Source organism: Brevibacterium sp. CT2-23B, from assembly GCF_013168765.1.
GTDB classification, from domain to species: domain Bacteria; phylum Actinomycetota; class Actinomycetes; order Actinomycetales; family Brevibacteriaceae; genus Brevibacterium; species Brevibacterium sediminis.
This window is the reverse complement of record NZ_JABBYK010000001.1, coordinates 786,847-812,879: the sequence shown is the minus strand read 5'-3', so window position 1 is coordinate 812,879 and position 26,033 is coordinate 786,847. Positions and strand designations below refer to the sequence as shown.

Sequence of the window (26,033 nt, the reverse complement as noted above, 5' to 3'; positions counted from 1 at the left end):
CCCCCAATGCCATTGAGACACGACCTCAAATCCGTCCTCGTCATCGGCTCCGGCCCCATCGTCATCGGCCAGGCCTGCGAATTCGACTACTCCGGCACCCAGGCCTGCCGCGTGCTGCGCTCCGAGGGCCTGCGCGTCATCCTCATCAATTCGAACCCGGCGACGATCATGACCGACCCGGACATCGCCGACGCCACCTACGTCGAACCGATCGATCCGGACGTCATCGAGACGATCATCGAGAAGGAACGCCCCGACGCGCTCCTGCCCACCCTGGGCGGACAGACCGCACTCAACGCGGCCATCGCCCTCCACGACGCCGGAGTGCTCGAGAAGTACGGCGTCGAACTCATCGGTGCCGACGTCGACGCCATCCAGCGCGGCGAGGACCGCCAGAAGTTCAAAGACATCGCCGAGGCCTGCGGCGCCGAAGTGGCCAGATCCGCCATCTGCCACACCCTCGACGAAGCCCTTGCCGCCGCCGAGGAGCTCAACTACCCGGTCGTCGTCCGCCCCTCGTTCACCATGGGCGGCCTCGGCTCGGGTATGGCCTATGACGAAGCCGATCTGCGCCGCATCGCCGGCGCCGGCCTGTCCGATTCCATCACCCACGAGGTGCTGCTCGAGGAATCGATCCTCGGGTGGAAGGAATACGAGCTCGAGCTCATGCGCGACAACAAGGACAACGTCGTCGTCGTGTGCTCGATCGAAAACGTCGACCCCGTCGGCGTGCACACCGGTGACTCGATCACAGTGGCCCCGGCCCTGACGCTGACCGACCGGGAATACCAGTCGATGCGCGATATCGGCATCGCCATCATCCGGGCCGTCGGCGTGGACACCGGCGGCTGCAACATCCAGTTCGCCGTCGACCCCAGGACCGGACGCATCATCACCATCGAGATGAACCCACGCGTCTCCCGGTCTTCGGCGCTGGCATCGAAGGCCACCGGCTTCCCGATCGCGAAGATGGCCGCGAAGCTCGCCGTCGGCTACTCGCTCGACGAGATCCCCAACGACATCACGAAGGTCACTCCGGCCAGCTTCGAACCGACCCTGGACTATGTGGTCGTGAAGATCCCGCGCTTCACCTTCGAGAAGTTCCCGGCCGCGGATCCGACCCTGACGACGACGATGAAATCCGTCGGTGAGGTCATGGCCCTGGGCCGCAATTTCACCACCGCGCTGCAGAAGGCGATGCGTTCACTCGAGCAGAAGGACTCCGCGTTCAGCTGGACCGACCTGCCCGACGTCTCCGACGACGACGTCCGCGAATCCGTCCTCGAAGCGATCTCGCACGCCACTGCCGACCGCATCCACTCGGTCCAGCGCGGACTCGCCGCCGGCCTGAGCGCGGCGGAGGTCTTCGACGCCTGCGAGATCGACCCCTGGTACCTCGACCAGATCCAGCTCATCAACGAGGTGGCCGCCTATGTCCGCGACGCCGACGAACTGGACGAGCAGGTCCTGCGGGTCGCGAAGAACCACGGTTTCTCCGACGAGCAGATCGCGGGACTGCGCAGCCTCGACACGAGCGTCGTCACCGGCATCCGCCATGCACTGCGCGTGCGCCCGGTGTTCAAGACGGTCGACACCTGCGCCGGAGAATTCGAAGCGAAGACTCCCTACCACTACTCGAGCTACGACTCCGAGACCGAGGTCATGCCGCGCGAACGCCCGGCAGTGATCATCCTCGGCTCGGGACCGAACCGCATCGGCCAGGGCATCGAGTTCGACTACTCGTGCGTGCACGCGACCATGGCGATCGGGTCGGCCGACTACGAGACGATCATGGTCAACTGCAACCCGGAGACCGTGTCGACGGACTACGACACCGCCGATCGCCTGTACTTCGAACCCCTGACGTTCGAAGACGTCATGGAGGTCTACCACGCCGAACTCGCCGCCGGCGAGGTCCTCGGCGTCGTGTGCACTCTCGGTGGACAGACCCCGCTGGGCCTGGCCGACAAGCTCAAGGCCGCGGGTGTGCCGGTGCTTGGCACCCAGCCCGAAGCCATCGATCTGGCCGAGGACCGCGGAGAGTTCGGAGCCGTGCTGGAGAGGGCCGGTCTCACTGCCCCCAAGCACGGCACCGCAGTGACCGCAGCGGAAGCCGCAGCGATCGCGGAGAACATCGGCTACCCGGTGCTCGTGCGGCCCTCCTATGTCCTCGGCGGACGCGGAATGCAGATCGTCTACGATCGCACCCAGCTGCTCGACTATATGGCCAGCGCCACGGAGATCTCGACCGACCGTCCGGTCCTCGTCGACCGGTTCCTCGAAGACGCCATCGAGATCGACGTCGACGCCCTCTACGACGGCAACGAGGTCTACATCGGCGGAATCATGGAGCACATCGAGGAGGCCGGAATCCACTCCGGTGACTCCGCCTGCGTACTGCCCTCGCTGACTCTGGGTGAGGACGTGCTCGAGCGCGTCCGCCAGGGCACGAAGGCCATCGCCGAAGGTGTGGGCGTACGCGGACTGCTCAACATCCAGTTCGCCATCGCCGCGGATGTCCTCCACGTCATCGAAGCCAACCCGCGGGCTTCGCGGACCGTGCCCTTCGTCTCGAAGGCGACCTCGACCCAGCTGGCCAAGGCCGCGGCGCTCATCGCCGTGGGCCGCACGATCGAGGATCTGCGCGGAGATCTGCTGGCAGCGGCCGGCGACGGCTCGACCCTGCCGCTCGACCATCCGATCGCCGTCAAGGAGGCAGTCCTGCCGTTCCGACGGTTCACCACCGTCGAAGGCAAGATCGTCGACTCGATCCTCGGTCCCGAGATGCGCTCGACCGGTGAGGTCATGGGCATCGACCACAACTTCCCGACCGCCTTCGCGAAGGGACTGCTCGGGGCATCTGTGAAGCTGCCGACCTCGGGCACCGTGTTCGTGTCGGTGGCCGATCGGGACAAGCGCGCCATGGTGCTGCCGGTCAAGGAGCTCGTCGACATGGGCTTCGACGTCGTCGCGACCACCGGCACCGCGGCCGTGCTCTCCCGCTACGGAATCAAGACCACACAGGTGCACAAGCACTTCGAGGCCGATGCCGAAGACCGCACGGTCATCGACTACCTCACCGCGGGCACCATCGATATGGTCATCAACGTGCCGTCGGGTCGGCAGGAACGCGCCGACGGCTATGAGATCCGAGCCGCGGCGACCGCGAACTCCGTGCCGCTGATCACGACGCTGGCCGAGTTCGCCGCCGCCGTGACCTCTCTCGAGGTCATCCGCGACTCGAAGTTCGACGTGCGCAGCCTGCAGGATTGGAACGCCTGATGTTCGGCACCCGACTGGCAGCCGCCATGGACGAACACGGACCGCTGTGTGTGGGCATCGACCCGCACGAGCATCTTCTCGCCTCCTGGGGGCTGCCCGCCAGCGCCGCAGGCGTACGGGAGTTCGCCCTCCGCACGGTCTCCGAGCTCAAGGGCTCGGTGGCCGCCGTCAAACCGCAGTCTGCGTTCTTCGAACAGTACGGCTCCGCCGGAGTCGCTGCTCTCGAAGAGACGCTGGCCGCGGCCAGGGACGCCGGACTGCTCACCGTCCTCGACATCAAACGCGGTGACATCGGGTCGACCATGGGTGCCTACGCGAAGGCGTACCTCGACCCTGCCTCGGCGCTGGCCGCGGACTCGATCACGGTCTCGCCCTACCTCGGATTCGGCGCTCTGGAGCCGGCCTTCGAACTCGCTGCCGCTCACGGCAAGGGCGTGTTCGTCCTGGCACTGACCTCGAATCCGGAAGGGGCAGAAGTCCAGCATGCCGTGAGAGACCGCGAATCGGTGGCCGGATCGATCGTGTCCCGAGTCCGGCAGCGCAATGCTCAGGCACTGGGGACACCCGACGAGCTCGGTCCCTTCGGACTCGTCGTCGGCGCGACCATCGGCACCGCAGCGCGCGATCTGGGTTTCGATCCCAGTGACTGCGGGGGACCGATCCTCGCTCCGGGCGTCGGTGCACAGGGTGCGGGCCTGACCGAGCTGCGGGCGGTCTTCGGCGGCCGGGCGCTGGAATCGGGACAGGTGCTCGCCACCGCCTCCCGGGCGGTGCTCGGTGCCGGACCCGACGGTCTGGCCGAAACCGCCGCCGCGCTCAATCGTGCGCTGACGGTCACCGACTGAACAGCGGTGTTCGGATCGCGGGGGCGGTCCGAACACCGGTTTCGGTGTTCCGTCGACGGGCGGATTCCGGCTCGCCACGACACAAATTTCTGCTCATATCGCCTCTCGGCAGGGATTTTGTCTTAGACTGAGACAACTTCCCTACCTGCCCGTTCATGGTGACAGAGGAGACAAAGTGGCACTCGAACCGTTGACCCCGCAACAGCGTTCCGCTGCGTTGGACAAAGCGTTCAAGGCACGTCAGGCACGAGCCGAAGTGAAGTCGGCGCTGAAGACCGGCGATACCGATCTCGCGGCCGTGCTCAAGAAGGCAGCAGACGACGAAGCACTGGCGAAGATGCGTGTGCTCGATCTGCTCAGAGCTCTGCCCGGAGTCGGCGACCGGCGCGCCGAAGCCGCCATGGAAGAGGTCGGCATCGCCACCTCCCGTCGGATCAAAGGTCTGGGCGTCCACCAGAAGTCCGCCCTGTTGGAGAAATATTCCTGAGTGTGACAACCTCAGATCTGTGAATAATCGACTCACCGTCCTCGCGGGTCCGACCGCCGTCGGAAAAGGCACCATCAGCACCTATATTCGGCAGAACCACCCCGAGGTCTGGTTCTCCGTGTCGGCCACGACCCGACCCAGACGCCCCGGTGAGATCGATGGTGTCCATTATCACTTCCTCACCGACGACGCCTTCGACACCCTCATCGCCGAGGATCGCCTGCTCGAATACGCCGTCGTCCACGGACGCCACCGCTACGGCACGCCTTCGGCCCCGGTGGAGGAGAAGCTCGACCAGGGGATTCCCGCGCTGCTGGAGATCGATCTGCAGGGAGCCCGCCAAGTCAAAGAGAAGATGCCCGATGCCCGCTTCGTCTTCCTCGCCCCGCCCAGCTGGGACGAACTCGTCTCCCGACTGACCGGTCGAGGCACCGAAACGGAGGAGGAGCAGGAACGACGACTGGCCACCGCGAAACGCGAATTGGCCGCCGAATCGGAGTTCGACGTGACCATTGTGAACGACCACGTTCGCACTGCGGCCGAAGAACTCCTATCATTGATGGGTATATCCACTTCCGATTAGATGGGAATCTCCTTGCCCGCACAGCCTGAAGGCATCACCAACCCTCCGATCGACGATCTGCTCAACGTCACCGGTTCGAAGTACGAACTGGTCTCGATCGCGGCAAAGCGCGCCCGTCAGATCAACTCGTACTACGCCCAGCTGCAGGAGGGACTGCTCGAGAACGTCGGTCCGCTCGTCACGCCGGGCACCAACGAGAAGCCTCTGTCGATCGCTCTGCGTGAGGTCAACGAGTCGAAGATCGTCGCCCGCGAGGTCTCCGAAGCCGACTTCATCCAGGCCGCACCCGAGGCCGAAGCCACCGCTCCTGTGAGCAACGACGGCGCGATCGACTTCAGCGACCAGTGAGAATCGTACTCGGCGTCGCCGGTGGGATCGCCGCCTACAAAGCGGCACACATCATCCGGCGACTCCGGGAACTCGACCACAGCGTCAAGGTCGTTCCAACGGCCAACGCACTGAAATTCATCGGTGCCCCCACTCTCGAGGCACTGTCCGGCCAGACCGTGACCACCGATGTCTTCGACGAGATCGACACCGTCAATCACGTCCGCATCGGACAGGAAGCCGAACTCGTCATCATCGCCCCGGCGACCGCCGATCTGATCGCGAAGATCGCCGCCGGACGAGCCGATGATCTGCTCACCGCCTCCGTGCTCACCACCACCGCCGAGGTGGTCGTGGCCCCGGCCATGCACACGGAGATGTGGCTCAACCCCGCCACAGTCGCCAACATCGCGACCCTGCGCTCCCGCGGCGTCCATGTCCTCGACCCTGCTGTCGGACGCCTCACCGGCCCCGATTCCGGTCCCGGACGACTGCCCGAACCCGAAGCGATCGTCGACTTCGCGCTCTCGGTCAAGGACGGCACCGCCGGCGACTCGGCAGATGCGTCCACTGACCCCAGCGGTGCTCTGTCCGGTCGTCGCATCGTGATCAGCGCCGGCGGCACGCGGGAAGCACTCGACCCCGTGCGCTTCCTCGGCAACCGCTCCTCAGGCAAACAGGGCATCGCGCTGGCCAAGGCCGCCCATGCCGCGGGCGCATCAGTCGAACTCGTCGCCGCGAACATCGACACCGGTCTGCTGACGGGACTGCCTGCGGGCATCACGATCACTCCGGTCGAATCCACTCTTGAGCTGCAGTCGGCGATGCATTCGGCCCAGGTGTGGGCTGATGCCATCATCATGGCCGCTGCCGTCGCCGACTACCGGCCGGCCGAGACGACGGACTCGAAGATGAAGAAGTCCGGAGACGACGGTCTGACTCTGCGTCTCGTGCAGAACCCGGACATCCTCCGCGGACTCGTCGACGAGCGCAGCCGTCAGTCCAGCCTCCGCCATCAGATCATCGTCGGATTCGCCGCCGAGACCGGGGACGCCGCCACCGCAGCCCTCGACTACGCTCGAGCCAAGTTCCAGCGCAAGGGCGTCGACCTTCTCGTATTCAACGACGTCTCCGACGACCGCGCCTTCGGCCACGATGAGACCATGGTCCAGATCATCTCCGCCGACCGCGGCGAGATCGTCGTCGGTGAGGAATTCCACGGGTCGAAGGACCATGTTTCACAAAAGGTCATCGCGGCCGTCTCCGACCAAATCACCCACGTAGAATCGACAACGTGACACACACAAATCTGCGTTTCTTCTCATCCGAGTCCGTCACCGAGGGACATCCCGACAAGATCTGCGACCAGATCAGCGATGCGGTGCTCGACGACCTGCTCCGGCAGGACCCCAACGCCAAAGTGGCCGTGGAGACCATGGTCACCACCGGCCTCGTCCACGTCGCCGGTGAGGTGAATACGGCCGCCTACGCCGACGTCGCCGGAATCGTGCGCAGCCTCATCACGGGCATCGGCTACGACTCCTCGGACACCGGCTTCGACGGACACTCCTGCGGAGTCTCAGTGTCCATCGGAAGCCAGTCCACGGACATCCACTCCGGTGTGACGAATCCGCTGGACTTCCGCGAGGCCGTCGAATCCTCCGACCACGGCACCAGCCTCGGCGCCGGAGATCAGGGACTGATGTTCGGCTATGCCGACAACTCCACCGATGTGCTCATGCCGCTGCCCATCCACTTGGCCTCCCGGATGGCCGAGCAGCTCTCCGCGGTGCGCAAGTCCGGTCGGCTCGACTACCTGCGCCCCGATGGGAAGACCCAGCTGACGCTGGGCTATGACGGCGATGAGGCAGTGTCGATCGAGAACGTCGTCGTCTCCACCCAGCACTCGGCGGAGACCAGCCAGTCCCAGCTGCACACGGAGATCAAGGAACTCGTCATCGATCCGGTGATCGCCGATTCCGGTCTCGACACCTCGGGCGCGAACATCCACATCAACCCTGCCGGCCCCTTCGTGACGGGCGGGCCGATGGGCGATGCCGGTCTGACCGGACGGAAGATCATCGTCGACACCTACGGCGGTTTCTCCCGTCACGGTGGCGGTGCGTTCTCCGGCAAGGACCCTTCGAAGGTCGACCGTTCGGCGGCCTACGCTATGCGCTGGGTGGCGAAGAACGTCGTCGCCGCCGGTCTCGCCGACCGCGCCGAGGTGCAGGTGTCCTATGCGATCGGCCGAGTCGACCCGATGGGGCTCTACGTCGAGACCTTCGGGACGGAGAAGGCGGACCCGGCGGCCATCTCGGCTGCCATCCGCGAGGTCTTCGACCTCCGCCCTGCGATGATCATCCAGGAACTCGACCTGCTGCGCCCGATCTACTCGCAGACCTCGACCTACGGCCACTTCGGCCGTGAGCTGCCCGATTTCACCTGGGAGGTCACGGACCGCGCCGAGGATCTGCTGCGCGCCGTGTCCTCCAGCTAGTCTGCCGTCGGCGTGGACGAACCCCTCCCGATCGACACCGGCACCTCGGCCGAGGGCCAGGTTCCCCTGGCCCCGATCGAACCGGTCGCCCGAGTGCTCATCGACCATCCCGTCCCGCACCTGGCGCGGACCTTCGACTACGCGGTGCCGGAGAAGCTCGCCGAGGCTGCCCTGCCCGGAGTGCGGGTGCGGGTGAAGTTCGCTGGAAAGCTGCGCGACGGCTATCTGCTCGAACGTGTCGAGAGCTCGGACCACTTCGGTCCGCTGGCGACGATCCAACGCATCAGCGGTCCCATTCAGGTGCTGAGTGCGGATCTGCTCGCCTTGAGCGGCGCCGTCGCCCGTCGCTACGGCGGCACCCTCGCCGATGTGCTGCGCCTGGCCATCCCACCGCGTCATGCCCGTGGCGAGAAAGCAGTGCTCAAGGCGGAGAAGACGGGACAGCCGGCCGCGCAGACCGATGCCGACGCCGCGGACCCAGCGACCGGACCGAACGACGGGCCGGCGGATGATCCGCAGCTGCTCGGCCGCCTCGGCGAATGGGTTCTCGCGGCGGGGACGGAACCCACGGTCGACAACGTCTCGGGCCCGCCTCGGCGCAGAGCCGTGGCGTGCACACCCGGGCCGACGCCGGGTCTCAGCTGGATCCGTGCCGGACTCGATGCCGCACGGGCGAGTCTCGAGGCCGGCCGATCGGTGCTCTGGCTTGTGCCCGATCATCGTGAACTCGCCGTGCTCCATTCGACTCTCACCCACGCTGGGATCGCGGAGGTCTCGGTGCTCAGCGCCGACCAGTCACCGGAGCTGCGGTGGCAGGCCTGGCTGCGCGGGCTGCTCGGACACACGCGGATCACGATCGGCACGCGGGCGGCGGCCTTCGCCCCCGTCGCGGACCTCGGACTCATCATCTGCACCGATGACGCGAACCTCAACTATCTCGATCAGCACGCCCCGTACCCGCACGCCCGGGAGGTCTGCCTGCTGCGGTCGACGATCGAGGACACCGAGCTGCTCTTCGTCTCCACCGACCGCAGCGCCGAAGTGCAGCGTCTCGTCGAGATCGGCTGGCTGGCCGACGTCACACCGGTCGGTCCGGCCAGGCGGCATGCCGCCCCCGTCGTCTTCGTCCCCGATGAGGACCGGGACCCCTTCGCCTGGCAGCGCATTCCCAGCCGCGCCTGGCAGATCATGCGAACGGCGCTGCGTCCGCGTCCCCGGGACGGCGGAGTGCCCGGTCCGGTGCTCGTGCAGGTGCCGCGTTCCGGCTACTATCCTGTCTTCGCCTGTGCCCGCTGCCAGGAAGTCGCCCGCTGCCCGCAATGTCAGGCGACGCTGACCACACAGTCGGAAGTCGGTCCCTTCGCCTGCCGGTCCTGCGGCTTCCACTCGGAGACGTTCAGCTGCCTGCGCTGCCGGTCGAACCGTGTGCGATCGATCGTGCGCGGCCGGGCCCGCACCGTCGAAGAGCTTGCCCGGGCGCTGCCGGACATCGAGATCGTCGAATCCGGAGGCGACCACATCTCCACTGCCCTCGACGAGACCCCGCGACTCGTGGTCGCCACCACCGGAGCCGAACCCTATGTGCTCGGCGGCTATGCCGCGGCGATCCTCTTGGACTCGCTGTGGCCGGGGCCCTGGATGCGCTCGATCGACGAAAGTGTGGCACGCCGGCTGCGAGCCGCCTCACTCGTGCGTTCCCGCGATGACGGGGGAGCCGTCTACCTCGGCGACGAAGACGAACTCATCCGGCAGACCCTGACCGCCTTCGACCCCACGACCTTCATGTCACGACAGCTGAGCGACCGGAAGGCACTCGGCTTCCCGCCCTACCGACGGATCCTCGAACTCACGGGAGCAGGCGCCGACATCGACGAGGTGCTCGAACAGATCGGCGAGGTCGAGGAACTCCTGCGTGAGGACGCCGAGGACGGACAGCGCAGCGTCAGCGCCTACCCGTTCTCCGCCGGAGACCGCGTCGGAACGAGAGCGGCCGAGATCATTGCCTCCCGGTCCGCCAAGAAGCAACGGCAGGTGCGTGTGCGCATCGACGATCCCCGGTCGCTGTGACGGCGCGGCGAACCAGTAGAATCCAAGTCGTGGATATCGTCTTCGCCGGCACCCCTGATGTCGCAGTTCCCGCCCTCGAGGCCTTTGCCGAATCTAGCCACCGCATCCGTGCGGTGCTCACCCGACCCGATGCGCCCGTCGGACGGAAGAGAGTCCTCACCCCGTCACCGGTGAAGACCCGCGCTCTCGAACTCGGACTGCCCGTCATCGAAGCCGGTCGTCTGCGCGGCGATGTCATCTCACAGCTGCAGGCACTCGATGTCGACGCCGTCGCCGTCGTCGCCTTCGGCGCCATCGCCGGACCCGCCGCACTGGCCACCGCCCGACTTGGCTGGTTCAACCTCCATTTCTCACTGCTGCCGGCCTACCGCGGAGCCGCCCCCGTCCAACGCGCACTCATCGGCGGTGAGACCACGAGTGGGATCAGTGTGTTCCGCATCGACGAGGGCATGGACACCGGCCCCGTGCTGCGCCGACTCGAACTGCCGCTCGACCACGCGGACGTCGCCGAGGCTCTTGAGGACTATGCACGCCGCGGGGCACCCGAACTCGTCGCCGCCTTCGACGATCTCGCCGCCGGCACCGCCGCCCCGACCCCGCAGACCGGCGAGTCCAGCCATGCGGAGAAGATCACCGTCACCGACGCCCACCTCGACCTGTCCGCTCCGGCCGCCCGGGTCATCGACAGGGCCCGCGGAACCAGTCCCGCACCGGGACCATGGGTGGAACTCGACGGAAAGAGGACGAAGCTCTTCGGACTCTCACCCGCACCCGAAGTGACGACCCCTGGGGCCGTCGGTGAACTGACCACCTGGCAGCAGCAGCCGGTGCTGCGCTGCGGTGACGCCTGGGTCAGGGTCGAACAGATCCAGCCCTTCGGCAAGGCCCGGATGGCCACGGCCGACTTCCTGCGCGGCCGCGGAGACGTGACCTTCGACCCCTATACCGAAGAGGATGCATAAAAGCCATGGCTGAGTCAGCAGGCAGAGACCGCCGAGGCGGCAGCCGCGGAAACGACGGCAATCACGGGCAGCGCCGAGGCGGCCCCCGAAACACAGAACGAGCGGGTAAGAACCTGCCGCGGCGCATCGCCTGGGAAGTCCTCCTCGACGTGGCGACGAAAGACGCCTACGCGAACCTGCTGCTGCCGGCCAAACTCTCCCGCACCCATATGGGCGCTCAGGACGCTGCCTTCACCACCGAGCTCACCTACGGAACCCTGCGTCGGCAGAAGTTCTACGATGCGGTCATCGAAATCGCCTCGTCCCGAGCCGTCGACAAGATCGATCCCGAACCCCTGGCCGCAATGCGGCTCGGCGCCCACCAGCTGCTGTCGATGCGGGTGCCCAACCATGCTGCACTGTCCGAAACCGTGGCCGTGGTCAAACGATCGGCGGCGAAGACCGCCGGATTCGTCAATGCCGTGCTCCGCCGTATCTCGGAAGCCGAACCCACCGAGTGGCTCGACCGCGTCACCGCCGAGGCCGACGAGACCACCCGACTGGCGATCGAACACTCCCATCCCGAATGGGTCGTCCGGGCATTGAACCAGGCGCTCAAGGGACATGGCCGCGATGCCGCCGAGCTCGAAGCTCTCCTCGAAGCCGACAACGCACCCGCAAAGGTCGGAGTGACCGCCCTGCCCGGACTCATCGACCGCGCCGAACTGCCGGGTGAACCCACCCCGCTGTCACCGATCGGCGTCACCCTGGAGACCGCGGTTCCCCGGGACGTGGCAGCTGTGGCCGACGGACGTGCCCGCGTCCAGGACGAAGGTTCCGCGCTTGTGGCCCTCGCTTTGGCCGATATCGACGCACCCACCGGAACCTGGGCCGACCTGTGCGCCGGACCCGGCGGCAAGGCCGCCGTCCTCGCAGCCAGAGCCGCCGGCGAATCGACGACATTGGAGGCCTTCGACTCCAGCGAGCACCGTGTCGACCTCGTCCGCGACTCCACCAAGGCGCTGACCAACGTCATCGCCGCCGTCCGCGACGGACGCGACGCCCGCGGACCCTACTCGAAGATCCTCGTCGACGTACCCTGCTCCGGACTCGGTGCCCTGCGCCGCCGTCCCGAAGCCCGCTACCGCAGACGGCCCGAAGACATCACTTCCCTGACCGGACTGCAGCGCGAACTTCTCGCCGCTGCCCTCGATGCCTGCGCGCCCGGGGGAGTGGTCGCCTACTCGACGTGCTCTCCGCACTACGCCGAAACCGTGCTCATCGTCGACGAGGTTCTGCGCCTGCGAGCCAAGTCGGGAAGCGCGGACATCGAGGTCCTCGACACCCCGGCCGCGCTGTCGGCGATCACCGGCACCGAGGCGGAGTCGTTCGCGTCGGTGACCCGGGAAGGCGGGCGATACGCCCAGCTCTGGCCCCATGTCCACAACAGCGACGGAATGTTCCTGGCTCTCCTGCGAAAGGCGAAATGACCCATGTCGATCGACATCAACCCCTCCATCCTGTCCTCGGACTTCTCCGATCTGCGCGGTGAGCTTACGAAGATCAGCACCGCCGATATGGCCCATATCGACGTCATGGACAACCATTTCGTGCCGAACCTCACCTTTGGCCCGCCCGTCGTCGAACGCATCCAGGCGATCTCGCCGATCCCGCTCGACGCCCACCTCATGATCGCCGATGCCGACCGCAACGCTCCCGTGTACGCGGAGATCGGCTGTGCCTCGGTGACCTTCCACGCCGAGGCAGCCGCCGCCCCCGTCCGTCTCGCCCGGGAACTGCGCCGCCTCGGGGCCAAGGCCAGCCTCGCCCTCAAACCGGCCACCCCGATCGAACCCTTCATCGACCTCCTCGGCGAATTCGATCAGATCCTCATCATGACCGTCGAACCCGGATTCGGTGGTCAGAAGTTCCTCGACGTGTGCCTGCCGAAGATCACGCGGACGCGCGAAGCGATCTCTGCTGCCGGACTCGAGATCAAACTGCAGGTCGACGGGGGAGTCTCCGCGGCGACGATCGACCGTGTCGTCGACGCCGGCGCCGACGTCCTCGTCGCCGGCTCCGCCGTCTACGGAGCCGACGATGCGGCAGCCGCCATCAGCGAACTGCGCACCCTCGCCGCCGCACACACCCACTGACCGAACCGAGCCGAACTATGCTTACGGCCCACACCTGAAGAGAGCCTGCGATGGACCTGTTCGACTGGTTGAACACCCCGGCATTCGAACTGCTGGGCAAGCCTGTGCCGTACTCCGACCTGTTCGGCAACATCTGTGCGCTGGCCACGGTCGTCCTGGCGCTGCGCCGGAACATCCTGTCCTGGCCGGTGCAGATCCTCGGCTCCATCCTCCTCTTCTCCGCAAGCCTCTCCGCCGGCCTCGGCGGCAACGCCTCTCGGCAGGTCGTCATCATCGTCGCCGCGGTCTGGGGATGGACGCAATGGAAGAAGTCCAAGGCCGCCGCCGGTGAAGTCCTCGTCCGCTGGGCGAGCTGGAAGGAACGGGCGATCCTGCTCGCAGCTCTCGTCATCGGCACCGGAGTCTTCGGCTGGGTCCTCGCCCTGGGCGGATGGTCCTGGAACCCCTACCCCGACGCCTATATCTTCATCGGTTCGATCGTGGCCATGTACGCCCAGGGCCGAGCCATCGTCGAATTCTGGTTCGTCTGGCTCGCCGTCGACCTCGTCGGCATCCCGCTGGCGATCTCCGGCGGACTCGTCTTCTCCGGAGCCGTGTACCTGTTCTTCCTCGTCATGGTCATCCTCGGACTCATCGACTGGTCGAAACGGTCACGCCAGACGATCTCTGCGCCTCACCGTCCGGCCACCGACATCGGCCGCGACCCCGAGGACTGAGGTCAGCCGCCGGCAGCACCAGTGAGACCCGGCCTGCCGCGTTCTAGAACATGAGACCCCGAATGCTGCGGCCGATGCAGATGCATTAGGCTGGAGAAGTGAAGACCTTTGAGACTCTCTACGCCGAACTCCAGCAGAAATCCCTCGATCGCCCCACCGGTTCGAAGACCGTGGCCGAACTCGACGCCGGAGTCCATGCGATCGGCAAGAAGGTCGTGGAAGAGGCCGCCGAAGTATGGATGGCCGCCGAATACGAAACCAAGGAAGAGCTCGCCGAGGAGATCTCGCAGCTGCTCTACCACGTACAGGTGATGATGATCGCCAAGGGACTGACCCTCGACGACGTCAACACCCACCTGTAAGACCCTCCCACGAACCTGACCGACCCGACGCCATCGAACTCCAAAGGGACCCCATGCTGCGTGTAGCCGTGCCCAACAAGGGCGCACTGTCCGAAGCCGCCTCCGACATGCTCAGCGAGGCCGGATACTCCACTCGACGCGGAACCAAGACCCTGGTCCATCAGGACGAGGTCAACGGAGTCGAATTCTTCTACCTGCGTCCCCGCGACATCGCCATCTACGTCGGCTCCGGAATCCTCGACGCCGGAATCACCGGCCGTGACCTGCTGCTGGAGTCACAGGCCGAAGCCGAAGAGGTGCTCGGACTCGGATTCGGTGCCTCGCGCTTCTTCTACGCCGGCACCGCCGGCTCGTTCACCTCGGCCGAGCAGCTGGCCGGTGCCCGCATCGCCACGAGCTTCCCGAACCTCGTGGATGCCGACCTGCAGCGACGCGGAATCGCGGCAACCACGGTGCAGCTCGACGGGGCGATCGAGGTCTCCATCCAGCTCGGAGTCGCCGACGCCATCGCCGATGTCGTCGAGACCGGCTCCACGCTGCGCGCCGCGGGACTCGAAACCTTCGGCGAGCCGCTGCTCGAATCAGAAGGTGTGCTCATCCAGCGCGCCGGAGCCGAATCCCGCATCGGCGTGCTCAAACGCCGCCTCGAATCGGTCATGGTCGCCCGCCAGTATGTGCTCGTCGACTACAACATCGAACAGCGCCTGGTTCCCGAGGCGATCTCGCTGACCCCGGGGCTCGAATCCCCGACCGTGTCCCCGCTGCAGGAGACCGGGTGGGTCGCTGTGCGCGTGATGGTCGAAGCGAAGGAAGTCAACAACGTCATGGACCGGCTCTACGGAGTCGGGGCGCGTGCGATTCTGGTGACGAACATTGGCGCCTGCCGAATCTGATCTGGCCGTGTTCCGGCCCCGACAGGTGCGCGTCGTCAGCATCGTCGGTGCCGTTGCCGTGACCGCTGGGTTCGCGGTCCTGTCCGTGGCGCTGTTCGTCGTGGACTGGGAACCGTGGACAGTGCTCGACATGATATGGATGAACCTGCTGGGCATTCTCTTCGGAGCCGCCCTGCTGCGCATCTCCGATATCCAGGCCCGGCCCACCGAGGACGGTCTGGTGGTCAAGAACATGGTGCGCACCCGTCGGCTCGACTGGGGACAGATCCTCGGTGTGACGTTCTCACCCGAGGGCGATGATCCGTGGCCCCTGTTGGACCTCACGGACGGCACCACCTGCGCGGTGATGGCGATCCAGCACGCAGACGGTCGCCGCGCCCATGCGGAGGTCGCACGATTGCGTATGCTCATCAAGAGACGCACCCACTTCAAGGAGGATTAGGAATGGCGAACGAGACACCCGAGGCAGGCCCCCTGACCGGATACACCGTCGTCGATCTCTCTCGTGCCCTGGCCGGCCCTCATGCAGGAATGATGTTCGGCGATCTCGGCGCGCGGGTGATCAAGGTCGAGAACCCCGGCAAGGGCGATGATTCGCGGTCGTGGGGACCTCCCTTCGTTGGGCCTGCGGACAATCCTCAGGCCACCTACTTCTTCTCGTGCAACCGCAACAAGGAATCCATCGCCCTCGACCTCAAATCCGACACGGGCAAGGACACCCTGACCGGACTCATCGCACGCGCCGATGTTCTCATCGAGAACTTCCGCTCCGGTGTCCTCGACCGACTCGGCTTCTCCACCGCCCGCTGCATGGAGATCAACCCGCGCCTGGTCATCCTGTCCATCACCGGATTCGGCCACGACGGTCCGGAAGCCTCCCGCGCCGGCTATGACCAGATCGCCCAGGGCGAAGCCGGGCTGATGTCGCTGACCGGCTCGGGACCCGATGATATGCAGCGCGTGGGCGTGCCGATCGCTGACCTGCTGGCCGGAATCTACGGCTCATACGGCGTGCTGGCGGCCCTGCTCGAACGCGAACGCACCGGCAAGGGCAAGGTCGTGCGCACCTCGCTCATCGCGGGAATGGTCGGCGTCCACGCCTTCCAGGGCACCCGGGCCACGGTCGCCGGTCAGGAACCGCAGCCCGGCGGCAACCACCACCCTTCGCTGTCGCCCTACGGACTCTTCAACTGCCGCGACGGCGCCGTGCAGATCTCCGTGGGCAACGAGAACCTGTGGCAGAAGTTCTGCACTGCCTTCGACATCGATCCCGCCACCGAGGGCATGGCCGTCAACTCCGAGCGCGTGGACAACCGCGCCGCCGTCATCGAACTCATCGAAGACCGCTTCTCTGCCTACGACGCAGCCGATCTGCTGAACAGGCTCACCGAGGCGGGAATCCCGTCCGGCACGGTGCGCACCCTGCCCGAGGTCTACCAGTGGGAGCAGGCACTCAGCCAGGGACTCAAGGTCTCCGTCGACCACCCCGTGCTCGGCGACATCGACCTGCCCGGACCGCCGCTGCGCTTCTTCGACGCCGATTCCTCCGGTGAGGTCGAAACCACCCGCACCGCTCACGATGCCCCGCCGCTGCTCGACGAAGACGCGGAATCCATCGTGGCGTGGCTCGCCGACGGAAACTGAACGGAATCGCCATGACGCGTCTCAACGCACTCGAGCTCGTCGACATCGTCCTCGACGAAGGATCCTATCTGTCCTGGGACACCACTCCCGTCCAGCCCGCCGGCGGGATCTCTGACGCCTACGCTGCTGAACTCGAAGCCGCGGCGCAGAAGTCCGGAGTCGACGAATCCATCATCACCGGCGAAGGCACCATCGCCGGCCGTCGCGTGGCCGTGATCGCCGGCGAATTCCGCTTCCTCGCCGGGTCGATCGGCGTGGCCGCGGCCGAACGCCTCGTCGATGCCATCGAACGTGCGACCCTCGAAGGGCTGCCCCTGCTGGCCGGTCCCGCCTCGGGCGGCACCCGCATGCAGGAGGGCACCATCGCCTTCCTGTCGATGGTGAAGATCACGAACGCCGTCATCGCCCATCGCAAGGCCGGACTGCCCTACCTCGTCTACCTGCGCCATCCCACCACCGGAGGAGTCTTCGCCTCCTGGGGATCGCTGGGGCACGTCACCGTGGCCGAACCCGGATCCCTCATCGGATTCCTGGGCCCTCGAGTATTCGAGGCCATCTACGGAGAGAAGTTTCCGGAGAACGTGCAGACCGGGGAGAACCTGCACAAGATGGGCATCGTCGACGCCGTCATCGGACCCGAACGCATCGCCGGTACGGTCTCCCGCGTCCTCGACGTGCTCATGGGCGCCAAGGAGGTTCCCAGCTCGGTGCCGGACCCGGACACGGCCCCGGACAGCGTCGACCCGAACTCCGATGCCTGGGCCGCGATCACCAGCTCGCGTCGCCCCGAACGTCCCGGGGTCCGTGATCTGCTGCGCACCGCAGCGAACACCGTGCTGCCGCTCAACGGCACCGGCGAAGGGGAGAAGGACCCCGGACTGCTGCTGGCCCTGGCGAAGTTCGGTTCCGCACCGTGCATCGTCCTCGGCCAGGACCGATTCCGGCAGGACTCCCGCGAACCGATGGGCCCGGCGGCCCTGCGTGAGGCCAGACGCGGAATGCGATTGGCCGCGGAGCTGCACCTGCCGCTCGTGACCGTCATCGACACCCCCGGCGCCGCTCTGTCGAAGGAAGCCGAAGAAGGCGGCATCGCCGGCGAGATCGCCCGCAGCCTCGCCGACCTCGCCAACCTCGACGCTCCGTCCGTCTCGCTCATCCTCGGTGAAGGATCCGGGGGCGGAGCACTGGCCCTCATCCCGACCGATCGGGTGCTCAGCGCCGAACACGGCTGGCTCTCGCCTCTGCCGCCCGAAGGCGCCTCGGCGATCGTGCACCGCACGACCGAAAGAGCCGCCGAGATGGCTCAGAGCCAGGGCGTGCACGCTCCCATGCTGCAGGCCAACGGAGTCGTCGACCGAATCATCGCCGAACATTCCGACGCCAGCGACGAACCGCTCGACTTCGTCGCCAGGGTCGGTGAGACACTCGAATACGAACTCATCTCGCTCATGCGCGAACCTTCGGCCAGGCGGCTGGCCCGCCGAATGGATCGCTACCGGGGCCTGGGAATCTAGGAGGACTGCGTGGTAGCTGTCAGAGTCATCCCCTGTCTGGACGTGGACGGCGGACGCGTCGTCAAGGGAGTGAAGTTCGCCGACCTCAGGGACGCCGGCGACCCCGTCGAGCTCGCCCGCCGCTACGGCGAGTCCGGAGCCGACGAACTCACTTTCCTCGACGTCACGGCCAGCAGCGGTGACCGGGAGACCGTCCACGACGTCGTCCGCGCCTGCGCCGAAGAGGTCTTCATCCCGCTCACCGTCGGCGGAGGGATCCGCAGCGTCGCCGACGTCGACCGGCTGCTGCGCGACGGAGCCGACAAGGTCTCGGTCAACACCTCGGCGGTGAAGAACCCGGAACTCATCAGCGAGATCTCCCGACACTTCGGCAACCAGGTCCTCGTCCTCTCCCTCGACGCACGGCGCGCACAGGGCGCGAGCACGGAATCCGGCTTCGAGGTCACCACTCGCGGCGGCCGCGAAGGCACCGGCCGCTGCGCCATCGACTGGATCCGGGAAGCCGCCGACCGCGGGGTCGGCGAGATCCTGCTCAACTCCATCGACGCCGATGGCACACGTGAGGGGTTCGACCTCGAACTCATCCGCGCCGCCCGCGCCGCCGTCGACGTACCGCTCATCGCCTCGGGCGGCGCCGGAAAGGTCGAACACTTCGCTCGAGCAGTGGAAGCCGGAGCCGACGCCCTGTTGGCTGCCAGCGTCTTCCACTTCGGCACCCTGAGCATCGCCGAGGTCAAGGACGCCCTGCGCGCGGAGGGAATCGACGTCCGATGAGCAGCGACATCGACGCGACTCCGGAGAACTGGCGGGAGATCATCCGAACGAACGACGACGGGCTCATCCCTGTCATCGTCCAAGAGGCCACGAGCGCAGAGGTGCTCATGCTCGCGTGGATGGACGTCGAAGCCGTCTCCCGCACACTGGAGACGAACCGGGCCACCTACTGGTCCCGATCCCGGCAGGAATACTGGGTGAAGGGGGAGACCTCGGGTCATGTCCAGCACGTCCGCTCGCTCAGCCTCGACTGTGATGCCGACGCCCTGCTCATGCTCGTCGACCAGACCGGACCCGCCTGCCATACGAACACCCCGACCTGCTTCACCGGAAGGACCATCAGTGTCGACTGACCCAGCGGCGAACCCCACCGACCTGCCGATCCGACCCAGCCTCGACGAGTTCCGCGCCCTCGGCGCCGACCATCGCCTGGTGCCGGTCCACACCCAGGTGCTCGCGGACTCGGAGACCCCGCTGAGCCTCTACCGCAAACTCACCGACGGCGGACCGGGCAGCTTCCTCTTCGAATCCGCCGTCGCCGGATCCTGGGCCAGGTACTCCTTCATCGGCTCGGCGCCCGTGGCCACCCTCATCTCGACCGCAGACGGATTCCACTGGACCGGCACGCCTCCGGTCGGCGTCCCCACCGACGGCGACGTCCTCGACGCGGTCACCGCCACCCTCGACCTCCTCGCCGTGGCCGAAGCGGAATCGGAGCTGCCGCCCATGGTCTCGAGCTTCGTCGGCTACTTCGGATGGGACATCGTCCGTCGCTTCGAGAGGCTCGGGCCGCCGCGGCCCAACGAACACCACCTGCCGACCGTGCAGCTGATGATCCCCGGCGATATCGCCGTCTTCGACCACTATTCGGGAATGGTCACCCTCGTGGCCAACGTATTCAACGTCAACGGCGCCGATACCGGCATCGACGACGCCCACGCCTCGGGAGTCGCCCGCATCGCCGCGATGTGCGAGCGTCTGCAGCAGCCCAGCCCGGCAGATGTCCTGCGCCCCCGGAAGGCCGACCCCGAGGTGTCCACCCGCACCCAGCCGCAGGTGTACCTCGACGGTGTGGAGACGGCGAAGCAGAAGATCGTCGACGGTGAGATCTTCCAGGTCGTCATCGGCCAGCGCTTCGACACACCGTGCGAGGCCGATGCGCTGAGCGTGTACCGGATGCTGCGGCATGCGAACCCGAGCCCCTTCATGTACCTGCTCAACCTCCATGACGACGGAGGGGAACCGGTGAGCATCATCGGCTCCTCACCCGAAGCACTCGTGACCGTCCGGTCGGGAGAGGTGGTCACCCACCCGATCGCCGGTTCCCGCCCCCGCGGGACCACACCGGAAGCCGATGACTCTTTGGCCCGAGAGCTCCTGGCCGATGAGAAGGAACGAGCCGAGCACCTCATGCTCGTCGACCTCGCCCGCAACGACCTGGCGAAGGTCTGCGCGGCCGGAACCATCGACGTCAGCGAGTTCATGGACATCGTCCGCTACAGCCACATCATGCACATCAGCTCGACCGTGCGCGGCGAACTCGAACCCGGAACCACCGCCATCGATGTGCTGCGGGCGACGTTCCCCGCCGGCACGCTGTCGGGTGCGCCCAAACCCCGGGCGCTGCAGATCATCGACGAACTCGAACCCGTCGGACGCGGAATCTACGGGGGAGTGGTCGGCTATATGTCCTTCACCGGCGACCTCGACCTCGCCATCGCCATCCGCACCGGGGTGCTCCGGAACGGCACGATGAGCGTCTACGCCGGAGGCGGACTCGTCGCCGACTCCGTGCCCGAGACCGAGTACCAGGAATCCGAGAACAAGGCCGCAGCTGTGCTGCGTGCCGCCGCCGCAGCCGACGCATTGGATGCGGCGGAGGGAAGTCAGAGGTGAGGCCATGACGAAATCACGTGGAGTCCTCATCATCCTCGTCATCGCCGCTGCCCTGTGGGCGCTGACGATCTCCGCCTGGCAGGCCGGTGCCGGAGGCGACACGCTCGGACCCAGCGGAGTGGCAAAGGTCACCGAGGATCCGAGCTCCCAGACCTCACCCGTGGCCACCGCGTGTGTGGCGATCATCGCGGTCTCGGGACTGCTCGCCGCAATGCTCGGACGGATCGGCCGCTTCGTCGTCCTGGGACTGGCCGGCATCGCCGGAATCGGCTACGGGATCACTGCACTGAGCGCCGCCTCGGCGCCGGGAGCCACTTCCTGGGCGATCATCGCCGCAGTGGCCGCAGGCATCGGCGTCATCGGCATCGTCTGGGTCGCCGTCGCCTCGAACGGGTGGACGAACTCCAACCGCTACGCCCGCACCGCCGAATCCGCTTCCGGGGAATTCGATTCCGCCGCGACCTGGGACGCACTGTCCCGCGGAGAAGACGTCGAAGACGCACCCGACGACGAAACGTCGACCGACCCGGACACCGACCCGGATTCGAAATGACCTTGTGACCGGGTCGGTGTCCGGTCAGCCGAAGAAGCGTGACACAATGGAGGAAAGTTTCCACACGCGTGTCACGCACTCACACAAAGGAGCGCCATGTCGCAGTCCCTCGCCCGCAACGGAGCCGCAGATCTCGACAAATCCACGATCGACTACGCAGCGATCGCCGATCCCGGTCACGGCAACTCGGTGGCGGGATGGACCGGAGTCGTCATCATGCTCATCGGCGTCACGGTCGGCTGTGTGGGATTCACGATCCACAACCCCACGATCACCTACATCTCCATCGGCATCGTCGCCCTCGGCGTCGTCGTCGGCCTGATCCTGCGCGCCATCGGACTGGGCAACAAGCCGAAGAAGAAATGACAGTCCTCATCGACATCATCTCCGGCGTGCGGGAAGATCTGCAGGCACGCCGGAACGAGGTACCGCTGAGCGAGATCACCGCGCGGGCCGCTGCGGCCGAACCGGTCCGCCCCTTCGACCTGTCCGCCGACTTCGGCGTCATCGCCGAGGTCAAGCGGAAGTCACCCTCCCGCGGTGACCTCGCCGAGATCCCCGACCCGGGCACGCTCGCCGGTCTGTACGCCGCCGGGGGAGCCCGGGCCATCAGCGTGCTCACGGAATCCCGCCGCTTCAACGGCAGTCTCGCCGACCTCGACTCGGTGCGCGCGGCCGTGGACATCCCGGTCCTGCGCAAGGACTTCATGGTCGACGAATATCAGTTCCACGAGGCCCGCGCTCATGGCGCGGACATCGTTCTGCTCATCGTCGCAGCACTCGATCCCGTGCAGCTGGGCGAGTTCCATGCCCTGGCCACGGAACTGGGGATGACGGCGCTCGTCGAGACCCACAATCGCGAAGAGCTGGAGACCGCGACGGAACTCGGTGCCGAACTCATCGGCGTGAACACCCGCAACCTCAAGGATCTCAGCGTCGACACCGACCGGTTCGCGCCCCTGGCCGAACTCGCTCCCGCCGGCTGCACCCTCGTGGCCGAGTCCGGCGTTGCCGGAGCCGCCGAGGTGTCGAAGTACGCGGACTCCGGAGCCGATCTCGTGCTCGTCGGCGAAGCCCTCGTCACCGGCGGCCGTCCGCAGGCCGCAGTCGAGGAGTACACCGCACTCGGCCGGGAACGCCGCTCCCTGTCCGTATCCTGAACCCTGCCCGCGTCGGCCGCTGCACGTGGCCGACGATGGGCTGACACTGCACCCATTCCGGCGTCCGGTGAGGCGGAGTCTCTCCGCCCCACAGGCCGGCGCCACGAGGAGATCGAGAAGGACCGCAATGACCGATTTGAGCGAGGAGACCGGACCGTACTTCGGCGAGTTCGGAGGCAGGTTCATCCCCGAAGCGCTGATCCCGGCACTCGACGAGATCGAAGAGACCTGGCGCAAATCCCAGGTGGATCCGGCCTTCACCGACGAACTCCTCACTCTGCAGCGCAGCTACATCGGCCGGCCCTCTCTGCTCACCGAGGCCACTCGCTTCGCCGAGCACTGCGGCGGTGCTCGAGTGTTCCTCAAACGCGAAGACCTCAACCACACGGGCAGCCACAAGATCAACAACGCCCTGGCGCAGGCTCTGCTGGCCAAGCGGATGGGCAAGACCCGTCTCATCGCCGAGACCGGAGCCGGACAGCACGGAGTCGCCACGGCGACCGCCGCGGCCCTGCTCGACATGTCCTGCGTGGTCTACATGGGCGAGGAGGACACTCAGCGCCAGGCCCTCAATGTCGCACGCATGCGTCTGCTCGGAGCCACGGTCAACGCCGTGACCAACGGCACCCGCACTCTCAAGGACGCGATGAACGAAGCCATGCGCGACTGGGTGGCCAACGTCGATGACACCCACTATGTCATCGGCACGGTCGCCGGTCCTCACCCGTTCCCGGCGATGGTCCGCTCCTTCCAGAACGTCATCGGGGTCGAAGCCCGCGAACAGATCCAGGACATGGCCGGTCGCCTGCCCGACGCCGTCTGCGCCTGCGTCGGCGGCGGATCGAACGCGATGGGACTCTTCGCCGCCTTCCTCGGCGATGCGGACGTGAAGATCTTCGGCTTCGAAGCCGGCGGCGAAGGAGTCGACTCCGGCCATCACGCCGCCCGGTTCTCCGGCGGACGCCCCGGTGTCCTCCACGGCTCCGCCACCTACATCCTCCAGGATGACGACGGTCAGACGCAGGCCTCCCACTCGGTCTCCGCCGGACTCGACTACCCATCGGTCGGCCCCGAGCACTCCCACCTCCACGACACCGGGCGCGTGACGTACGAACCCGTCGTCGATGAGGAGGCGATGGAGGCCATGCGACTGCTCTCCCGCACGGAGGGCATCATCCCCGCCATCGAATCCGCTCACGCCCTGGCCGGAGCCATGCGCATCGGCCGTGAGCTCGGACCCGACGCGGTCCTGCTGGTCAATCTCTCCGGCCGTGGCGACAAGGATATGACGACCGCCGCGAAATGGTTTGACTACATCGACGAAGGAGCGGTGCAGGTATGACGCACTCAGGTCCACGCACAGGAACCACCCTCGACGCCGTCGCCGAGGCTGGCCGCAAGGCCGCACTCATCGCCTACCTGCCCGTCGGCTTCCCGACCGTGGCCGGTTCGACAGAGGCGATGGTCGAACTCGTCCGCAACGGCGTCGACATCATCGAGGTCGGTCTGCCGTACTCCGACCCCGGAATGGACGGACCCGTCATCCAGCGCGCCGGTGAGGCGGCACTGGACAACGGTGTGCGCACCTCCGATGTCTTCACCGCAGTCGAAGCCATCGCCGAAGCCGGCGGCACCGCCGTCGTCATGAGCTACTGGAACCTCGTGCTCCAGTACGGCGTCGACAGTTTCGCCCGCGACCTGGCCTCGGCCGGAGGCGGCGGAATCGTCACTCCCGACCTCATCCCCGATGAGGCGGCACCGTGGCTGGCAGCTTCCGAGAAGTACCACCTCGACCGCATCTTCCTCGCCGCACCCTCGTCGACGCCGGAGCGCCTGGCCCGCATCGTCGAGCACAGCTCCGGATTCGTCTACGCCGCCTCGACCATGGGTGTCACCGGCGTCCGCTCCGAAGTCGACAACCATGCGCGCGATCTCGTCGCCCGGCTGAAGGAAGCCGGAGCCGAACGCGCCTGCGTCGGGCTCGGCGTGTCGAACCGCGAACAGGCGGCCGAGGTCGCCGAATATGCCGATGGCGTCATCGTCGGCTCCGCCCTCGTTCGGGCGCTGAACTCCGAAGGAGTGGCCGGAGTCGGTCGACTCGCCGCCGAGCTCGCAGAAGGGTGTGCATGAGCTTCAGCCCGGCATGGGTCGTCTTCACCGTCCTCGGCATCGGACTCGCGCTGTGGATGACAGGCATCCAATGGCGCGCCCGCGGCGGCCATAAGGGAGACCTGTGGGCCATCACGGTCGTCGGTCTGCCTGCGGCAATCATCGGCGGACGTCTCGGACATCTGCTCTCGGCACCGGACACCTACTTCGGCCCCGACGGCAGCCCGCTGCGGGCGCTGGCGGTCTGGGACGGCGGATTCAGCTTCTGGGGAGCCACCATCCTCGGCTTCCTCTCCGTCTGGGTGCTCACCCGTATCCAAGGCATCAGGTTCCGACCGCTGCTCGACTCGGTCGCACCGGGGCTCATCCTCGGCCACGTCGCCGGAGCCTTCAGCGATTGGTTCGACGGTCGCCTCGAACTGGTCACGGTGCTCACCGAATCGGCGTGGAACCTCATCGCCTGTGTTGTGCTCATCATCGTGTCCAAACGCCTCCGGCTCGGCTACGGACAGGTCTTCGCCCTGTATCTGTGCCTGTTCGGCCTCGGCCGCATTCTGCTCGAGGCCCTGCGGATCGGCACCCCCGCGGCCGAGGACGCGCGCCTGCTGTTCGGACTGCCGTTCAACGTGTGGACGGCCATCCTCGCCCTGCTCATCGGCCTCGGCTGGCTCATCGTCTCCCGACTGCGTCACCGCACCTATGAGACCGGTGTCTACATGCACGGGTCCCGGACCCTGCTGCGCCGCCATCGCCGCGGAAAGCACACCTTTGAGATCAATGCACCCAATATCGCCGAGGCGGCCGCCGCCTCCGGAGCCCCGTTGCCTTCGGTAGCGCGGGTGGCCGATCCGGACGATCAGCACGGTCACGACGGAGGCGGGGCACCGACATCGCGGCGCTCGACCGTGAGAGCGTCCCCCGCCTCGGCTTCCGACTTGACTGCCGATGCTTCTGCGAGCCGTGCAGACGTCGACGATGCGGCGTCTGCGACAGGGGACAGCACCACGACTGGCGCCGACCCGGACGACTCGGAGCCCGAGGACGAATCCGGAATCGATCTCAGCGGTCGCCACAGCTTCGGATTCTTCGGGGCGGTCACCTCGGCGATCTCGATCGTGCCGGATGTGCGCGGGAAGTCAGCCCCCGCAGCGCACGACGCAGACCCTCGAACGTCCGATACTCAAGACAAATAGGTTCGCACTTCGTTCCTTTTTCTGCTTTTTC

General features: G+C 66.7%; 26 protein-coding genes. All 26 read left to right on the top strand.

Going from position 1 to position 26,033, the window contains the following annotated elements; all coding sequences use genetic code 11:
- The first annotated feature begins 6 nt into the window (after positions 1–6).
- Entirely contained in the window at positions 7–3,282 is a 3,276-nt protein-coding gene (gene carB / locus HIM68_RS03800; protein ID WP_139467330.1) for a carbamoyl-phosphate synthase large subunit, read from the top strand.
- Complete coding sequence (pyrF, locus tag HIM68_RS03795) at positions 3,282–4,127, top strand: orotidine-5'-phosphate decarboxylase (protein WP_172170289.1); 846 nt, start codon at positions 3,282–3,284, stop codon at positions 4,125–4,127. The genes carB and pyrF overlap by 1 nt, the downstream gene beginning before the upstream one ends.
- Before the next feature lie 175 nt (positions 4,128–4,302).
- Positions 4,303–4,614 carry an integration host factor, actinobacterial type gene (gene mihF / locus HIM68_RS03790; protein WP_025777825.1) on the top strand — a complete coding sequence of 104 codons (312 nt, stop codon included), beginning with the start codon at positions 4,303–4,305 and terminating at the stop codon, positions 4,612–4,614.
- 19 nt (positions 4,615–4,633) lie between these two features.
- The gene (gene gmk / locus HIM68_RS03785; protein WP_139467329.1) at positions 4,634–5,197 is read left to right on the top strand and encodes a guanylate kinase; all 564 of its coding nucleotides are present in this window, start codon (positions 4,634–4,636) and stop codon (positions 5,195–5,197) included.
- On the top strand, positions 5,198–5,545 hold the full coding sequence (gene rpoZ / locus HIM68_RS03780; RefSeq protein ID WP_025777823.1) for a DNA-directed RNA polymerase subunit omega: 348 nt from the start codon (positions 5,198–5,200) through the stop codon (positions 5,543–5,545).
- Positions 5,542–6,822: a bifunctional phosphopantothenoylcysteine decarboxylase/phosphopantothenate--cysteine ligase CoaBC gene (gene coaBC, locus HIM68_RS03775; RefSeq protein ID WP_172169697.1), complete on the top strand. Its 1,281-nt coding sequence runs from the start codon at positions 5,542–5,544 to the stop codon at positions 6,820–6,822. Before rpoZ ends, coaBC begins: the two co-directional genes overlap by 4 nt.
- Entirely contained in the window at positions 6,819–8,024 is a 1,206-nt protein-coding gene (gene metK / locus HIM68_RS03770) for a methionine adenosyltransferase (RefSeq protein ID WP_139467327.1), read from the top strand. Before coaBC ends, metK begins: the two co-directional genes overlap by 4 nt.
- 12 nt (positions 8,025–8,036) lie before the next feature.
- Positions 8,037–10,091 (top strand): primosomal protein N', encoded by a 2,055-nt coding sequence (locus HIM68_RS03765; protein WP_172169694.1) that lies wholly within the window; start codon positions 8,037–8,039, stop codon positions 10,089–10,091.
- A gap of 29 nt (positions 10,092–10,120) precedes the next feature.
- Positions 10,121–11,053, top strand: coding sequence for a methionyl-tRNA formyltransferase (locus HIM68_RS19155; protein ID WP_172169691.1), 933 nt, complete (start codon positions 10,121–10,123; stop codon positions 11,051–11,053).
- Between the two features lie 5 nt (positions 11,054–11,058).
- Positions 11,059–12,522: an RsmB/NOP family class I SAM-dependent RNA methyltransferase gene (locus HIM68_RS03755; protein WP_172169689.1), complete on the top strand. Its 1,464-nt coding sequence runs from the start codon at positions 11,059–11,061 to the stop codon at positions 12,520–12,522.
- A gap of 3 nt (positions 12,523–12,525) precedes the next feature.
- Complete coding sequence (rpe, locus tag HIM68_RS03750) at positions 12,526–13,188, top strand: ribulose-phosphate 3-epimerase (protein ID WP_172169686.1); 663 nt, start codon at positions 12,526–12,528, stop codon at positions 13,186–13,188.
- A gap of 50 nt (positions 13,189–13,238) precedes the next feature.
- The gene (locus tag HIM68_RS03745; protein WP_101544373.1) at positions 13,239–13,904 is read left to right on the top strand and encodes a nicotinamide mononucleotide transporter family protein; all 666 of its coding nucleotides are present in this window, start codon (positions 13,239–13,241) and stop codon (positions 13,902–13,904) included.
- 98 nt (positions 13,905–14,002) lie between these two features.
- Positions 14,003–14,266, top strand: a complete 264-nt coding sequence (locus HIM68_RS03740; RefSeq protein WP_101544371.1) for a phosphoribosyl-ATP diphosphatase — start codon at positions 14,003–14,005, stop codon at positions 14,264–14,266.
- A 53-nt stretch (positions 14,267–14,319) separates the two neighbouring features.
- The gene (gene hisG / locus HIM68_RS03735; protein WP_172169683.1) at positions 14,320–15,159 is read left to right on the top strand and encodes an ATP phosphoribosyltransferase; all 840 of its coding nucleotides are present in this window, start codon (positions 14,320–14,322) and stop codon (positions 15,157–15,159) included.
- Positions 15,160–15,166: 7 nt separating this feature from the next.
- Positions 15,167–15,601, top strand: coding sequence for a PH domain-containing protein (locus HIM68_RS03730; protein WP_229663936.1), 435 nt, complete (start codon positions 15,167–15,169; stop codon positions 15,599–15,601).
- A 2-nt stretch (positions 15,602–15,603) separates the two neighbouring features.
- On the top strand, positions 15,604–16,803 hold the full coding sequence (locus tag HIM68_RS03725) for a CaiB/BaiF CoA-transferase family protein (protein ID WP_172169680.1): 1,200 nt from the start codon (positions 15,604–15,606) through the stop codon (positions 16,801–16,803).
- 11 nt (positions 16,804–16,814) lie between these two features.
- Positions 16,815–18,317, top strand: a complete 1,503-nt coding sequence (locus tag HIM68_RS03720) for a carboxyl transferase domain-containing protein (RefSeq protein ID WP_139467319.1) — start codon at positions 16,815–16,817, stop codon at positions 18,315–18,317.
- Between the two features lie 9 nt (positions 18,318–18,326).
- The gene (hisF, locus tag HIM68_RS03715; RefSeq protein ID WP_172169678.1) at positions 18,327–19,091 is read left to right on the top strand and encodes an imidazole glycerol phosphate synthase subunit HisF; all 765 of its coding nucleotides are present in this window, start codon (positions 18,327–18,329) and stop codon (positions 19,089–19,091) included.
- Positions 19,088–19,444: a phosphoribosyl-AMP cyclohydrolase gene (hisI, locus tag HIM68_RS03710; RefSeq protein WP_172169676.1), complete on the top strand. Its 357-nt coding sequence runs from the start codon at positions 19,088–19,090 to the stop codon at positions 19,442–19,444. The genes hisF and hisI overlap by 4 nt, the downstream gene beginning before the upstream one ends.
- A complete protein-coding gene (trpE, locus tag HIM68_RS03705) occupies positions 19,434–20,987 on the top strand; it encodes an anthranilate synthase component I (RefSeq protein WP_248283846.1) in 1,554 nt (517 codons plus the stop codon). The genes hisI and trpE overlap by 11 nt, the downstream gene beginning before the upstream one ends.
- A 4-nt stretch (positions 20,988–20,991) precedes the next feature.
- The gene (locus tag HIM68_RS03700; protein WP_139467315.1) at positions 20,992–21,540 is read left to right on the top strand and encodes a Trp biosynthesis-associated membrane protein; all 549 of its coding nucleotides are present in this window, start codon (positions 20,992–20,994) and stop codon (positions 21,538–21,540) included.
- Between the two features lie 96 nt (positions 21,541–21,636).
- Positions 21,637–21,906 (top strand): HGxxPAAW family protein, encoded by a 270-nt coding sequence (locus tag HIM68_RS03695; RefSeq protein ID WP_139467314.1) that lies wholly within the window; start codon positions 21,637–21,639, stop codon positions 21,904–21,906.
- Positions 21,903–22,700: an indole-3-glycerol phosphate synthase TrpC gene (gene trpC / locus HIM68_RS03690; RefSeq protein ID WP_172169674.1), complete on the top strand. Its 798-nt coding sequence runs from the start codon at positions 21,903–21,905 to the stop codon at positions 22,698–22,700. The genes HIM68_RS03695 and trpC overlap by 4 nt, the downstream gene beginning before the upstream one ends.
- 127 nt (positions 22,701–22,827) lie before the next feature.
- Entirely contained in the window at positions 22,828–24,042 is a 1,215-nt protein-coding gene (gene trpB / locus HIM68_RS03685) for a tryptophan synthase subunit beta (RefSeq protein WP_172169672.1), read from the top strand.
- Positions 24,039–24,830 carry a tryptophan synthase subunit alpha gene (gene trpA / locus HIM68_RS03680; RefSeq protein WP_172169670.1) on the top strand — a complete coding sequence of 264 codons (792 nt, stop codon included), beginning with the start codon at positions 24,039–24,041 and terminating at the stop codon, positions 24,828–24,830. Before trpB ends, trpA begins: the two co-directional genes overlap by 4 nt.
- Positions 24,827–26,002, top strand: coding sequence for a prolipoprotein diacylglyceryl transferase (locus tag HIM68_RS03675; protein ID WP_172169668.1), 1,176 nt, complete (start codon positions 24,827–24,829; stop codon positions 26,000–26,002). Before trpA ends, HIM68_RS03675 begins: the two co-directional genes overlap by 4 nt.
- The last annotated feature ends 31 nt before the right edge of the window (positions 26,003–26,033 follow it).